The organism is Micromonospora sp. CB01531 (assembly GCF_001905095.1).
Classification (GTDB): Bacteria; Actinomycetota; Actinomycetes; order Mycobacteriales; family Micromonosporaceae; genus Micromonospora.
Map to the genome: position 1 here is coordinate 363,261 of NZ_LWLS01000001.1, position 13,822 is coordinate 377,082.

General features: G+C 73.2%; 11 protein-coding genes and 3 pseudogenes. 7 read left to right on the top strand and 7 right to left on the bottom strand.

Annotated features, from left to right (window positions below):
• Nucleotides 1-14: 14 nt before the first annotated feature.
• A complete protein-coding gene (locus A6A27_RS01715; protein WP_073832533.1) occupies nt 15-1,121 on the bottom strand; it encodes a sulfite oxidase in 1,107 nt (368 codons plus the stop codon).
• The gene (locus tag A6A27_RS01720; protein WP_143193817.1) at nt 1,118-1,831 is read right to left on the bottom strand and encodes a class I SAM-dependent methyltransferase family protein; all 714 of its coding nucleotides are present in this window, start codon (nt 1,829-1,831) and stop codon (nt 1,118-1,120) included. Before A6A27_RS01720 ends, A6A27_RS01715 begins: the two co-directional genes overlap by 4 nt.
• A 276-nt stretch (nt 1,832-2,107) precedes the next feature.
• Here A6A27_RS01720 and A6A27_RS41995 point away from each other — a divergent pair.
• A pseudogene (locus tag A6A27_RS41995) lies at nt 2,108-2,668 on the top strand (murein hydrolase activator EnvC family protein); the annotation flags it as partial.
• On the opposite strand, the gene A6A27_RS01735 reads toward A6A27_RS41995, so the two are convergent.
• Entirely contained in the window at nt 2,660-3,841 is a 1,182-nt protein-coding gene (locus A6A27_RS01735) for an aminotransferase class V-fold PLP-dependent enzyme (protein WP_073832535.1), read from the bottom strand. The pseudogene A6A27_RS41995 and the gene A6A27_RS01735 sit on opposite strands and share 9 nt — an antisense overlap.
• A gap of 88 nt (nt 3,842-3,929) precedes the next feature.
• Nucleotides 3,930-5,048, bottom strand: coding sequence for a tyrosine recombinase XerC (locus tag A6A27_RS01740; RefSeq protein WP_073832710.1), 1,119 nt, complete (start codon nt 5,046-5,048; stop codon nt 3,930-3,932).
• Between the two features lie 510 nt (nt 5,049-5,558).
• On the opposite strand from A6A27_RS01740, the gene A6A27_RS01745 reads away from it, so the two are divergent.
• On the top strand, nt 5,559-5,900 hold the full coding sequence (locus tag A6A27_RS01745) for a hypothetical protein (RefSeq protein ID WP_073832536.1): 342 nt from the start codon (nt 5,559-5,561) through the stop codon (nt 5,898-5,900).
• A 658-nt stretch (nt 5,901-6,558) separates the two neighbouring features.
• Here the strand turns inward: A6A27_RS01745 and A6A27_RS42000 are convergent.
• The 3 genes and pseudogenes from A6A27_RS42000 to A6A27_RS01755 form a co-directional block, all read right to left on the bottom strand.
• The gene (locus A6A27_RS42000; RefSeq protein ID WP_241825036.1) at nt 6,559-7,956 is read right to left on the bottom strand and encodes a recombinase family protein; all 1,398 of its coding nucleotides are present in this window, start codon (nt 7,954-7,956) and stop codon (nt 6,559-6,561) included.
• Nucleotides 7,957-8,233, bottom strand: a pseudogene (locus tag A6A27_RS42005) (magnesium chelatase domain-containing protein); the annotation flags it as partial.
• Between the two features lie 49 nt (nt 8,234-8,282).
• A pseudogene (locus tag A6A27_RS01755) lies at nt 8,283-8,483 on the bottom strand (YraN family protein); the annotation flags it as partial.
• Nucleotides 8,484-8,787: 304 nt separating this feature from the next.
• On the opposite strand from A6A27_RS01755, the gene A6A27_RS01760 reads away from it, so the two are divergent.
• From A6A27_RS01760 to frr, 5 genes are all read left to right on the top strand, one after another.
• A complete protein-coding gene (locus A6A27_RS01760; protein ID WP_073832537.1) occupies nt 8,788-9,711 on the top strand; it encodes a hypothetical protein in 924 nt (307 codons plus the stop codon).
• Between the two features lie 331 nt (nt 9,712-10,042).
• A complete protein-coding gene (rpsB, locus tag A6A27_RS01765) occupies nt 10,043-10,870 on the top strand; it encodes a 30S ribosomal protein S2 (RefSeq protein WP_073832538.1) in 828 nt (275 codons plus the stop codon).
• Between the two features lie 136 nt (nt 10,871-11,006).
• Nucleotides 11,007-11,834, top strand: coding sequence for a translation elongation factor Ts (tsf, locus tag A6A27_RS01770; RefSeq protein WP_073832539.1), 828 nt, complete (start codon nt 11,007-11,009; stop codon nt 11,832-11,834).
• A 164-nt stretch (nt 11,835-11,998) separates the two neighbouring features.
• On the top strand, nt 11,999-12,766 hold the full coding sequence (gene pyrH, locus A6A27_RS01775; RefSeq protein WP_073832711.1) for a UMP kinase: 768 nt from the start codon (nt 11,999-12,001) through the stop codon (nt 12,764-12,766).
• An 80-nt stretch (nt 12,767-12,846) separates the two neighbouring features.
• Complete coding sequence (gene frr / locus A6A27_RS01780) at nt 12,847-13,404, top strand: ribosome recycling factor (RefSeq protein WP_073832540.1); 558 nt, start codon at nt 12,847-12,849, stop codon at nt 13,402-13,404.
• Nucleotides 13,405-13,822: the final 418 nt, after the last annotated feature.

Genomic DNA, 13,822 nt, shown 5'->3' on the forward strand with positions numbered 1-13,822 from the left:
CCGCCGACAGCGGATCACTCCGCCAGCACCACCACCTCGACCCGCTGCACCAGGTTGTTGGCAAAACCACCCCGGTTCCACGGCTGCTCGACCGGCTGGGTACGCCCGGAGGCGTCGGTCGCCCGCGCGCCCAGCGCGTAGCGCCCCGGCGTCGGGTGCCATTCGACGTGCCACCGCCGCCAGGCCCACTCACCCCCGGTCGGCCCGTCCACGGTCGCCGGCACCCAGGTCGTACCGCCGTCGAAGGTCACCTCCACCCCCGTCACCGGCGCGTACCCCGACCAGGCCCGACCGTCCACGGTGCACGGACCCGCCCGTAGCACCCGGGTACGCGACATGAAGTCCGGGAAGCCCGGCGGGCGGACCAGCGCCCGGGGCTCGATCCGGGTCACCGGCACGCCCGGGTCGTCGGCGTCCTGCCGCAGCCGGTAGGCCACGGTGTTCTGGTAGCCGTCGAACGGCTCGGCCAGCACCCGCACGTTCCGCAGCCACTTGACGTGCGCCATGCCGTACCAGCCGGGCACGATCAGCCGCAGCGGCGCCCCATGCTGGGGCAGCAGGGGAGCGCCGTTCATCTCGTACGCGAGCAGCACCTCCTCGCGCAGCGCGTCCGCGACCGGCAGCGCCCGCTGGTAGTCCTGCTCGACGCCGCGCTCCACCCCGTGGTCCGCCCCGGTGAAGACCACGTCCACCACGTCGGCGGCGAGCCCGGCCTCGCGCAGCAGCGGCGCCAGCGGCGTGCCGGTCCACTCCGCGTTGCCCACCGCCTCCACCAGCCACGGCTGGCTCACCGGCCGCGGGTGCAGCAACGCCCGTCCGTTGCCAGCGCACTCCAGGGTGACCCGGTGGGTGACCCGGGGCCGCTCCCGCAGCGCGGCCAGGTCCAGGGTGAACGGCCGCCGCACCGCCCCGTCGACGGTCAGCGTGTGCGCCGCCGGGTCCACGTCCGGGATGTCGTAGTGGATGAGCAGGTAGTGCAGGCCGGCCGGGGTCACGTCGTAGCGGAGCGCCTCCAGCGGGATCCCGTGGTTGCGCGCGGCCAGCTGAAGTTCCTCGGCGCTGATCGCCTCGTCCGGCCCGGCCACCCGCGAGGGGTGGCTGACGTGGTCCACAGTGGTCATCTCGACTCCCTCGGATCGGTCAGGGGGTGGATCGCAGGCCCGGCCGAGCCCACCGAGCGGCCGGACCAGGTCAGCCGGTCGTCGCCGACGAACTCGAACATCCGCACGCCGGCCTCCAGCGGGTGGGGCGTACCGGTGAACCGATGCACGCCCACGCCCACCCCGTCGGCGGGGCTGCTCACCGCGACCGGGGTGAAGCCTTCCTCGGCGAACCAGTCGCAGATGGCGGGCACCAGGTCCGGCTCGCGGCGGTGCCGGGTCCAGAACACCGTGCCGCCGGTGGCGCACAGCGCGGCGCAGTGCCGCACCGTGGCCCGGATGTCGGCGTCGACGATGTTGCCGAAGATGCCGCAGACCAGGACCAGGTCGGCGGGCACGAGGTCGGCGTACCGGTCGGTCAGCGCCGCGTCGCCCGCCACCACCTCCACCCCGCGGAGGCCGGCCTCGGCGGCGGCCGCCCGGACCACCTCGACGTTGCGTGGATCCAGCTCGACCAGGCGGGCGGTGACGGCGTCCCGCCGGGGATGAGCGGCGAGCACCGGGATCAGGTCCCGACCCTGGCCGGCGCAGACACTGATCACCCGCAGCGGACCGGCCGGTGCGGCGTCCAGCGCGTCCCGGATCCGGCTCCGCAGCTCGGCGAGACGGCGGGACAGCGCCGAGCCGGGCTGGTCGTAGTCGGCGTGCCAGGCGTACCAGTCCTTCGTCACGCGGCCAGCATAGGGGCGGTCGATTATCAGATCGGTCCCGTGCACGGGGGGCCGTCCACAGCTCACCAGTCGTCCACAGGCACCGCTCCGGCCCGTCGCGGCGACACCGATCGTGACGGCAGGGTGTTCGGCGTGCCGAAACCGCTGCGCCGGGCCACCGCAGCCCTCGGGCTCCTGCTGCTGGTCGTCCCGGTCGCCGTCCGGCCCGACCGGCCGGGGCCGCCACCGGGGGCGGCGTCCGTCCGGCTGATGAACCGGGAGTTGCCGCCGCCGATGATGTCGCCCTCGCCGACCACTCCGGTGGGCTCGTCCGACCGGATGACGGTCCGACCACTGCCGCCCATCCTGCCGGCCGCCGGCCCCGCCGGGGGTCATCGGCCACCGGCCGACCGGGTGCCTCCCGGGCCATCCGGCGCCGCCCGATTCGGCTGGCCGCTCGCCGGCACCCCCCGACCGGTACGCCGGTTCGACCCGCCGCCGCAGCCGTGGCTGCCCGGCCACCGCGGCGTCGACCTGGCCGCCACCCCGGGCGTCGAGGTGTGCGCCGCTGGCGCCGGGGTCGTGTCTCTTCGCCGGCATGGTGGCCGGGCGGCCCGTGGTCACCGTCGGGCACGCCACCGGGTTACGCACCACCTACGAGCCGGTCGACCCCGCCTGCCGGCCGGCACCCCGGTCAGTGCCGCCACGCCGATCGGCACCCTGCTCGCCGGCCATCCCGGCTGCCCCGCCGAGGCGTGCCTGCACTGGGGGCTGCGCCGGGGCGAGGAGTACCTCGATCCGCTGACCCTCCTCGGGCTCGGCCCGGTGCGGCTGCTGCCGCTCGACGGCTCAGCCCGCGGCCAGCAGCGTGGGGAGACGAACGGCCAACCGGTCGTACTCGTCGGGGGTGTTGTAGACCTGGCCGCACAGGCGCAGCCAGCCCTGGCCGTGCCAGGAGGCCACCGAGACCTCGGCGGCCAAGCGTTCCGCGATCCGGGCGCGCAGCTCCCGCGCCGCGTCGATCGTCGGGGCGACGCCGGGCGGCAACGGGACGAGCCGCATGGCGACCGTCGGTCCGCCGGGCTCCGGCAGGTCGGCCGGCGCGACCCCGAGCGCGTCCCCGACCACCCGTTGCCCGTACGCCGCCAGCGCGGCGTTGTGCGCACGTACCCGGTCCAGTCCCAGGGTGCGCAGGGTGAACAGGCCCGCCGGGGCGGCCAACCAGGCGGTGTAGTCCAGCGTCGCCTGCCATTCGACCCGGGTGGGGAAGCCGGTCTCCTGCTCCCACGAGACGACCAGCGGTTGGATCCGCTCCCGCCACGCCCCGGCCACCACCAGCGCGGCGGTCCCCCGCGGCGCGTACGCCCACTTGTGCAGGTTGCCCACCCAGAAGTCGGCACCGATCGAGGCCACGCTGATCGGCAACATGCCCGGGGCGTGCGCCGCGTCGACCAGCACGGGCACCCCGTGCTCCCGGGCCACCCCGACGATCGCGGCCGTCGGGAAGAGCCGGGCGGTGGGCGAGGTGATCTGGTCGACGATGAGCAGCTTGGTCCGTCCCGGACGCAGCCCGGCCCGGACGATCTCCACCACTTCCTCGTTAGAGGCGGTCAGCGGCACCGGCAGGGTCCGGGACACCGCTCCGGTCCGGCGACACTCCCGCTCCACCGAGAAGGCGACCGCCCCGTACCCGTGGTCGGTGGTCACCACCTCGTCGCCCGGACCGAGGCCGAGCGACTGGAGCACCACCGCCACACCGGTGGTGGCGTTGCCCACCAGCGCGGTGCCGTCCGGGTCGGCGCCGAGGAAGGTGGCCAGGTACCGCCGGGTGTGCGCGATCCGGTCGACCAGGCCCTGGGTGAAGAAGCGCAGCGGGTTGGCCTCCATCTCGTCGCGCAGGCGCTGCTGGGCCCGCTGCACCCCGATCGGCACCGCGCCGAACGACCCGTGGTTGAGATGGCTGACCGACGGATCGAGGGAGAAGAGCAGCCGAGCACCCGGGATCGGCTCGGGCGGCTGCGGGACGGTCATTCGTTGATCGTAGCCCCCCGTGGATCATCAACCCGCCGTTCGCCGCGAGGGCATGCCACCCGTGCGGCGGCGGGAAGCTCTCCGGCCGTCAGGCCCGCGGGTGCGCCTGCCGGTACGCCGCCCGCAGCCGCTCCACCGACACATGCGTGTAGATCTGGGTGCTGGCCAGCGAGGAGTGACCGAGTAACTCCTGCACGGCCCGCAGGTCCGCCCCACCCTCCAGCAGATGGGTGGCCGCCGAGTGCCGCAGCCCGTGCGGGGAGGTGCGGGGAAGGCCGGCGGCATCGGCGTACCCGGCGACGATCCGCCGCGCGGTCGTCGGGTTGAGCCGCCCGCCGCGCGCGCCGAGGAGCAACGCCGTCCCCGAGCCCGGGCCGGCCAGCGCCGGTCGACCCCTGCCGAGCCAGGCGTCCAACGCGCGCTGCGCCGGCACCCCGTACGGCACGGCGCGCTCCCGGCCGCCCTTGCCCAGCACGCGTACCACCCGGCGGGCGTGGTCGACGTCCGCGACGTCCAGGCCGCACGCCTCGCTGATCCGCACCCCGGTGCCGTAGAGCAGCTCGAGCAGCACCCGGTCACGCAGCAGCGCCGCGTCCTCGCCGCCGGGACCCTCCTGACCGGACGCGGTGCCCTCGGCCGCTCCACCCCGGCTGTCGCCCGAGGCCCCGCGCGCCGCCGGACTGCCGCCGGCGGTCGGCCCGTCGCCGGTGGTCGGGCCTTCGGCGGTGGACCGGACGTGCGGGGCGTCCGCCCGGGCGGCGGCCTGGCCGACGGCCCGGACGCGTGGGGCGTCCATCAGGGCGGCGGCCTGGTCGGCCCGCAGGACCGTGGGCAGGTCCCGGTGGGCGCGGGGACTGGCCAGTGGCGCGGCCACGTCGGCGGTGAGCAGGCCGGCCCGGTGGGCCCAGGCACTGAAGGTGCGTGCGGCGGCGGCCCGACGGGCCAGGGAGGTGCGTGCCGCGCCCATCGTCCGCTGCTTCGCCAACCAGCTCCGCAGCACCGCGAGGTCCAGCTCCGACAGGTCGGCGCAGCCCATCCGTACCGCATGGTCGAGCAAGGACACCAGGTCGGTCACGTACGCCCGCACGGTGTGCGCGGACCTGTTGCGCACCCCGGCCAGATGGTCGGCGAAGGCGTCCACCGCCTCCCGTAGCTGCGGCGGCAGCGCCTCGTGCGTCGCCCGGGTGCCGCGCCGCTCGCCGCTCACCGGCACCTCCGGCCCCACCTGGACCTCGCCGCGGGCCCGGTCAGCCGGGACGGCGACGCGTCGGCGTGCCGTGGAAGACATCCGCGGCCCCGGCGGCCCCTGCTGTCGGCGGACACCGGCTCAGCCTACGGGCGTGACCGCCGGAGAGCAGCCGGCCCACGCCGCCCCGTCGCCGCCGACCTGCTAGCCGGGCAGGGTGGCCGCGCGGGCCGCGCCGCCCCCGTTCGAACGGCGCCGTACGCCGGGCGGGCGGCCTCCAGCTGCAGGTCGGGGTGGCTGACCGGGGCCTGGACAGGAGAAACTGGTCATACGAAGAGGACAGTGGCGTCGGCTGGGCCCTCGAAGGTCTGGTTCGCGTCGCTGCCGGCAGGTGCCGCCTCCGCCCGTGGCGGGCGGCCGGGGTGCGCTGGGGCGGGTGAATCCCGGCACCGCGGCGCGAAAGGGCAAGTCGCGAGTCAGAACAGGCGCGTCGGTCCGGGCGAGCGACGCGGGCGGGAGGAGAAGCCAGGCGTGGGTGTGGATGCCGTCCTCTACCGGCTGGTGCGGGCCGGGCCAGTACGTCTCCGGCCGTCGTACGTCGCGTCGGACGTGGTCGCGGACCCGGACGACGTGCTGCTCGACCTGCTCAAGCGGGTGCGGGGCGGGGGTCGTACGCCGCTGCTGGATCGCGTTGACCCGCTGGGCGAACTGGTGGTGGACGCCGAGGCGATCCTGCAACTGCTCGCCGAGCTGCGCTGTCTGGCCGAGGTGGCCCGGGCGCCCGCGGAGGTCACGCAGATCCGCCGGTTGGCGCTGCTCGCGCGGCGCTGCCTAGACCGGCGGGACGTTGAGATCCGATTCGAGGGCGACTGAGACCCGCTTCGTTACTTCGGCGTATTCGTGGTGGTGGCCAGTCCGGATCGTCGTACCGCACCGGCACGGTGTGTGCCGCCATCTCCGCCATCCGCATGGCGATGCGCTGCTCCCGGGTGGACGCCGGGGCAGCGTGCTCCCGCCAGCACGAGACGTCTTCGGCGATGTCCTCGGCGGCGGCGTGAACCCGGCCGGCCTGGTACGCGAGTGCCACGAGGTAGGCCACCTGCTCGCGGGTGTATGTGTCCTGCCCGTAGATCGCGTCGACGGCGGCGAGGATGCCGCTGGGAGACGGGTTGAACGGTACGGTGTGGGGACAGCTTTGCTGGCCGTCGTGAAAGCCCCTGCGTCGCGGGGGCCTTTCTCATGCCGCTGCACTGATGCCCCCCGTTCGTCAGGAGGGCAGAGAGCCGGGCGCGCTGCTCTTGGTGAGCGGCGGGGCCTGGTTGACCAGGCGGCTGATGTGCCGGGCGAGCGCTTCGTCATGTAGCTCACGGGGCGCGGCTTGCGTGGCGAGGCGGTCGGCCCGTGGCGGCGCTTCAGCGCGGTGTACCCGGCGCGCTTCGAACAAGAGCGTCGGGCATCGCGGCTGGCCCTCCGCGGCCCCTACGTCGACGTCCAGCTAGAGAGACCAGCAGAGAAGATCGTTTCGGCTCCGTCAGCCCTTCCATGCGGCGTCGATCGTGGATGGATCAAAGTACGAGCTGCCCGGTGTCCAGCCGCGCGGCCGGCCCTTCTGAGTTCGATGGATCGTCACCGTCATCAGCGTGTCGACGACCGCCCGGCGCCGGTGCAGGTCGAGCCCTTCCCACGCCTTGGCCGGGTCCGCGACGCCGATCAGGCCGGCCAGCGCGTCGCCCCGCCCGGCGGTGGCCATCTTCTGTTCGAGCTCGGTAAGCCGGGTGCGTAGCCGCTCGGAGTCCTCGCGCAGCTGGCGGACGTCGATCGCGCCGTCGGCGTACGCGGTGGCCAGGCCGGCGAGCCGTTCGCGCAGCGCTGCGGCGTCGAGCTGGAGCGCGCCGGAGTCGGGCCCGTCCGGGCTGGCGAGCAGTTCGGCGACGTCGGGCCGGGACAGCCGCTCGACCACGACTGAGCCGATGTACGTGTCCAGCTCGGCCGCGTTGCGGCTGACGCACTTGCCCACCTTGCAGGTGTAGCTCTCCACCGAGCGGCTACCGGCTGCCGCCAGCGTGGCGCGTACCGGCGCTCCGCACACCCCACACAGGGCCAAGCCGGAGAGCAGCCAGCGACGGGCTGATGACCACTGCGTGCGGCGGCCGGGGTGGGTCAGGACCGACACCAGCGCCCGCCACCGGTCTTCGTCAACCAGCGGCGGCCACGCGGCCGGGCCGACCACCTCCCCGCGGTGCTCACGCAGGCCGGCGTTCCGGGGGCGCAGCAGCACCTTGCGTAGCTCGTTCGCGGTCCACGGGCGTCCGGTCGACGTGACCAGGCCGCGGGCGTTCATCTCGGCCGCCTGGCCGCGCAGGCTGGTCCCGGACAGGATCGCGTCGGTGACCTCGGCGATTGCCCGCGCCTCTTCCGGCCGGAGGGTGAGGCCGTCCGACTCGTACCCGTACGGTCGTCGGCCGCCGCCCCACCGGCCATCCGCGGCGGCTTGCTGCTTGGCGCGCTGCTGCCGCTCGACTTGGTGCTCCACCTCGTACCGGGCGACGGCGCCGAGCTGTCGCGCGCCCATGCGGCCGCTCGGTGTGCTCAGGTCGAGCGGGCCGGCCTTAACGGTGTACGTCGGCACGCCGCGCGGCTCGCACGCTGAGATGTACTCCTCCAGCTCGGTGGGCGAGCGGTGTAGCCGGTCGGTGTGCCAGGCCATGACGGCGTCGATGCGGGCGGCGGCAATGTCGTCGAGCATCCGGCGGTACGACGGGCGCGGCTTGCCGCTGTATGCGGATAGGTCGTTGTCGCTGTAGACCTGCGCTACGGCCAGCCCGTGGCGCGCCGCCAGCTCCCGGCAGTCGTGCTCCTGGCGCGCTACGCCGAGCCCGCCTCCCTCTCGGTCCCGGGAGATCCGGACATAGATAGCGGCTCGCGTCAAAGCGCTGAGTATGGCATAAGCCGACGTTCGGAAGTCGAAAGCTGACCCGTACTTCGCCAGGGTGGCCGGGAGCAGGTTGAGGGTGAGCCGTCGGTTCGGCCATTTCTGGCCGGAGTTGACGATGGGGGCGTGTACCCGTCCTCGGGCCTCGTGCAGGGCCGTGTCCGGCAGCCGGAGATCCCACGCCCGGCAGCCCGGGCGCCAGGTCGGCCTCCATCTCCACCACGCGCCCGGTCACCCCGACCAGACCCACGCACAGCACCTCGGCGTAGCTCATGTTCAGAAAGGCGCCCTAAAGGTGCTCGACCCGGGCCCGGCCGGCGGCGGGAGGCCGGACTGCCGAAGCCGTGGCTCCGGCGGGCCTTCACCTCGCAGAACGCGAGCACCTCGCCCTCCCAGGCGATGACGTCGATCTCCCCGTCGGGGCACCGCCAGTTCCGGGCGACCGGGCGCAACCCCGCCTCGATCAGGTGCCGGACGGCGCACCGCTCGCCGTACGCGCCGACGGCCTGGTTCCGCTTCGTCATGCCGCCCACGGTGCGCCCACCCCGGGTCCGGAGGCGGGTCCCGGGCCGGCCATCTGTGGACGACGGGGCGCCCTGTGGACGGGCGGACGATCATGCCCGTGCCGTGCTCGCGACCTCACCGGGCCGGCCACCGCCAGGCCCACAGGCATGGCCGTGGACGGGGCAGCCGGCACGACCCGCGACATCCCGGAGCAGCCGCCCGATCACTCACCGTGTGCCCCGTTATAAGGCGGTATTAACCGCCCTGACCTGCGGCAATGTCGGGCTGAAGGGCGGTTGGCGGGCGGGATGGCGGTCGCATACCGTGCCGGTCGTGGACGGACGACGGAGCTTTCCCGAAGATCAGCAGGGGCCGCGCTGGAGCGATCCCGGGTACGCCGACCCGGACTGGCGGGCGGCTGGCGAGGCGCGCTACCGCGACGACGACTTCCAGGCCCCCGAGCAGCGTGCCGGCGGCGAGGGCCGGTACGCCGACCCGGCCCGGTTCGGTGCGGTCGAACCGCTGGGCGACGACACCGCGAGCTACCGGCGGTCGCGCCGGCTGGACGACTCCGGAGAGATCTCCGGCGAGTTGCCGGGCGGTCGCGGCGGCCGACGGGCGGCCCGCGAGGCCGGCGATCCGTTCGGCGGGGTCTCGCGGGAGAGCGCCGGCGATCCGTTCGTCGGCGACCCACGGTCCGGCCCGTTGGCCGGCTACCCGGTCGTCGAGCCGGCCCGTCCGGCCGAGCCGGCGCACGTGGGCCCGGCCCCGATCACCGTCGGGGACCGGCCGGCGCACGGCGCGCCCACGCCGCTGATCGTGGGGGAGCGGCCCGCCGTGCCGGCGCCGGAGGTGGTGGCCACTCCGGCGCCACACCCGCTGGAGATGCCGACCGGACCGATGCCGTCGGTGGCGCCCCGGCTGGACGCGCCGCCGCCCGGCGATGGGGTCTACCGGACCCGCCGGCCGGCGCTCGCGGTGCTGCTGGCGCTGCTGGTGCTCGCGCTGGAGGTTCCGGCGCTGCGGGTGCTCCTGCGGGGCGTGGTGGGTGACCCGGTCTCCACCTCGCACGTCGTGGTGGGCACGTTCCTGGTGGTCGGGCTGCCGATCTTCGGTGCCGGTCTGTACGGGTTGCGGACCGGCGGCCTGGCGCTGGCCGATGGCAGCCGGGGCTGGTTGCGGCCGCCGACGGCGTATCTGACGGTCGGGCTGGTGCTCTTCGTCGCCGCGGCGCTCGCCGCCCGCTGACCGGCCGCGCCGTTCTCCAGGAGCCGGATATTCCGGGACAGTGGTACCTGGCGGCATTCGGTGGCCACCCATCCCGGAGCGTGCGCGGATCATGAACCACGCCCCCGGGGTCCCGCACCCCGGGGCCGGTGCACAGGGGGAGGGCGTACACTGGTCGACTGGCGACCGCCTCGCGCGGTCGACCTCGCGTGCCCTCTCCACGGACACCTTCGTGGGGCGACGGCCTCCCTGGTCCCGATCTTGATCGGGCCCGTCACGGCCGGCGATCGGGCGCCAGGACGCCCGGCCGCCGGCCGGGCGCGACAACCAGGGATCGCAAGGAGTACCCACCATGGCCGTCGTGACCATGCGCCAGCTGCTGGAGAGCGGTGTCCACTTCGGGCACCAGACCCGGCGGTGGAACCCGAAGATGAAGCGCTTCATCTTCACCGAGCGCAACGGCATCTACATCATCGACCTGCGCCAGACCCTCGACTACATCGAGAAGGCGTACGACTTCGTGCGCAACACCGTGGCCGGTGGCGGCAGCATCCTCTTCGTCGGCACCAAGAAGCAGGCCCAGGAGGCCATCGCCGAGCAGGCGACCCGGGTCGGCCAGCCGTACGTGAACCACCGCTGGCTCGGCGGCATGCTGACCAACTTCCAGACTGTGTACAAGCGGCTCCAGCGGATGAAGGAGCTGGAGGCCCTCGGTGACCTGAGCGGCACTGCCGCCGGTTACACCAAGAAGGAGACCCTGCAGCTCTCCCGCGAGAAGGACAAGCTGACCAAGACCCTCGGTGGTCTGCGGGACATGCAGAAGCTCCCGGCCGCGGTCTGGGTGGTCGACACCAAGAAGGAGCACATCGCCGTCGACGAGGCCCGCAAGCTGGGCATCCCGGTGATCGCCGTGCTCGACACCAACTGCGACCCGGACGAGGTCGACTTCCCGATCCCGGGTAACGACGACGCCATCCGCTCGGCCGAGCTGCTGACCAAGGTCGTCGCCGCCGCCGTCGCCGACGGCCTGATCGCCCGCTCCGGCCGGGGCCGCGGCACCGACGAGAAGCCCGAGCCGGGCCAGGTCGGCGCCGACGAGCCGCTGGCCGAGTGGGAGCGCGAGCTGCTCGAGGAGCCGAAGAAGGGCGACGAGCAGCCGGCGACCGCCGCCGCGGAGTGATCGCGCCGTCGCGTCCCCACCGTCCGATTTTCCGGCTGGTGGGGCGCGGCGGGTACGCCGGGCACATCCGGCCCGGATCCGGGTAACCGGGAACCCAGACCATCCCACCGCAGTCTCAAGACCCGAAGAGAGAGTCATGTCCAACTTCACCGCCGCGGACGTCAAGAAGCTCCGCGACCTCACCGGCGCCGGCATGATGGACTGCAAGAAGGCGCTGACCGAGGCGGAGGGCGACTTCGACAAGGCCGTCGAGATCCTGCGCGTCAAGGGCGCCAAGGACGTCGGCAAGCGGGCCGGCCGCACGGCCGCCAACGGCCTCATCGCCCACGCCGGCCAGGCGCTGCTCGAGCTCAACTGCGAGACCGACTTCGTCGCCAAGAACGACGCCTTCATCGCGCTGGCCCAGCAGCTGGTCGAGCACGGCGTCGCCAGCGGCGTCTCCACCGCCGAGGAGCTGCTCGCCAGCACTCTCGACGGCAAGAGCGTCGCCGACCTGGTCCAGGAGCAGTCCGCCAAGATCGGCGAGAAGCTGGTGCTCAACCGCTTCGCCAAGCTCGACGGCACTACCGCGGTCTACCTGCACCGCAAGAGCCAGGACCTGCCGCCGGCCGTGGGTGTGCTGGTGCAGTACGCCGGTAAGACCGACGAGGCCGCCGACGCGGACGCCCGTGGCGTGGCCATGCAGATCGCCGCGATGCGGCCGAGGTACCTGACCCGGGACGAGGTCTCGGCCGATGTCGTCGAGTCCGAGCGGCGGATCGCCGAGCAGACCGCCCGCGAGGAGAACAAGCCCGAGGCGGCGCTGCCGAAGATCGTCGAGGGCCGGGTCAACGCCTTCTTCAAGGACTTCGTCCTCCTGGAGCAGGCGTCGGTCGCCGACAACAAGAAGACGGTGAAGCAGCTGCTGGCCGAGGCCGGCATCGAGGTGACCCGCTTCGTCCGGTTCGAGGTCGGCCAGGCCTGAGCCGCCGCATCGGGCGTATGACGCGCCCGTGCGCAGGGAAACGTCGACGAGGAGGCCGCTGGTGTACGTGACAGGCACCGCGGCCTCCTCGTCACATAGGGTCGGCAGCGGCAGGTACGCGGGACGCGGCGCACGTGCGGTGCGCGACGGAAGGGGCGGTGCGGATGACGCAGGTTGTGAGTGACCGGAGCCTGGCGGCGGATGATCCGACCGCCCCACCGCCGGGCCGGGCCCGCCGGGTGGTGCTGAAGCTCTCCGGCGAGGTCTTCGGCGGCGGCGCGATCGGTGTCGACCCGGACGTCGTGCAGGGCATCGCCCGGCAGATCGCCACCGTGGTCCGCCGCGGCGTGCAGGTCTCCGTGGTGGTCGGCGGCGGCAACTTCTTCCGCGGAGCGGAGCTGCAGAAGCGCGGCATGGACCGGGCTCGGGCGGACTACATGGGCATGCTCGGCACGGTGATGAACTGCCTGGCCCTCCAGGACTTCCTGGAGAAGGAGGGCATCGAGACCCGGGTGCAGACCGCGATCACCATGGCCCAGGTCGCCGAGCCGTACATCCCGCTGCGGGCGATCCGGCACCTGGAGAAGGGCCGCGTGGTCATCTTCGGCGCCGGCGCCGGCATGCCGTACTTCTCCACCGACACCGTCGCCGCCCAGCGGGCGTTGGAGATTCGCGCCGACGTGGTGCTGATGAGCAAGAACGGCGTGGACGCGGTCTACACCGCGGACCCCCGGATCGACCCGACGGCGAGCAAGCTCGACTCGATCACCTTCTCCGAGGTGTTGCGCCGCAACCTCCGGGTGGCCGACGCTGCGGCGTTCAGCCTCTGCATGGAGAACGGCCTGCCGATGCTGGTCTTCGGCGCCGAGGGCGACGACACCATCGTCCGTGCCGTCAGTGGCGAGAAGATCGGCACCCTGATCACCGCCTGAAACGGCCCCGAGCCGGCAGCGGCCCTCCGAACCACAGCAGCACAGCCCACGACGAGCAACAGAAGGAGGCGAGGAGACCGGTGATCGACGACACCCTCCTCGAGGCCGAGGAGAAGATGGAGCGTGCCATCGAGCACGCCAAGGAAGAGTTCGGCGGCATCCGCACCGGTCGCGCCAACGCGGCGATGTTCTCCCGGATCGTCATCGACTACTACGGCAGCCCCACGCCGCTGCCGCAGATGGCGTCCATCGGGGTCCCCGAGCCGCGCATGGTGATCATCAAGCCGTACGACAACTCGCAGCTGGGCGCCATGGAGAAGGCGATCCGCGACTCCGACCTCGGCGTGAACCCGAACAACGAGGGCAACCAGCTGCGCATCCTGCTCCCGCAGATGACCGAGGAGCGGCGGCGCGAGATGATCAAGGTGGCCCGGCACAAGGGCGAAGAGGCCAAGGTCGCCGTCCGCAACATCCGCCGCAAGGCCAAGGAGGAGCTGGACCGCCTGGTCAAGGACGGCGAGGTCGGCGAGGACGATGGCCGGCGCGCCGAGAAGGAGTTGGACGACCTGACCCAGCGTTTCGTCGCCACCGTCGACGAGTTGGTCAAGCACAAGGAGAACGAGCTGCTCGAGGTCTGAGCGGCCCGAGCACCTGCCACGGCACCGGTGCCGCCACCCCGCGTACGACGAACTCCAGCTCGGCCGACGGCCGTGATTCGGCCTTCGCGCCGCTTGGCGGCGCGCCGGACCGAATGAAGGCCGGTCTGACGCCGCGCCGCTACGACGACTTCAGTTCGGCGCGTCTGACACCGCGTCGCGACCTGAAGCCGCCGCTGGAGCCGTCGCGGGTGGCGGGCCCGGTGCCGTCGCCGTGGTGGGACCCATCGTCCGCCGTGCCGGCTCCCTTGGTGCAGTAGGCTCGGCACGATTCCCACCACCGCTGGGTGAACAGCGGGGATCGGCCGGCCGTCGGGCCGGTCAACCGGAACAGTCGCGCGTGTAGGGGATGGTTTTGATCTTGCGTCATGTGGTGGCTCCCGTACCGCTTCCGCTCGGT

Bases quoted from the DNA above. Each gene is read 5' to 3' on its own strand.
- A6A27_RS01715 (WP_073832533.1), bottom strand. From the start codon at position 1,121: ATGACCACTGTGGACCACGTCAGCCACCCCTCGCGGGTGGCCGGGCCG.
- A6A27_RS01735 (WP_073832535.1), bottom strand. From the start codon at position 3,841: ATGACCGTCCCGCAGCCGCCCGAGCCGATCCCGGGTGCTCGGCTGCTC.
- rpsB (WP_073832538.1), top strand. From the start codon at position 10,043: ATGGCCGTCGTGACCATGCGCCAGCTGCTGGAGAGCGGTGTCCACTTC.
- tsf (WP_073832539.1), top strand. From the start codon at position 11,007: ATGTCCAACTTCACCGCCGCGGACGTCAAGAAGCTCCGCGACCTCACC.
- pyrH (WP_073832711.1), top strand. From the start codon at position 11,999: ATGACGCAGGTTGTGAGTGACCGGAGCCTGGCGGCGGATGATCCGACC.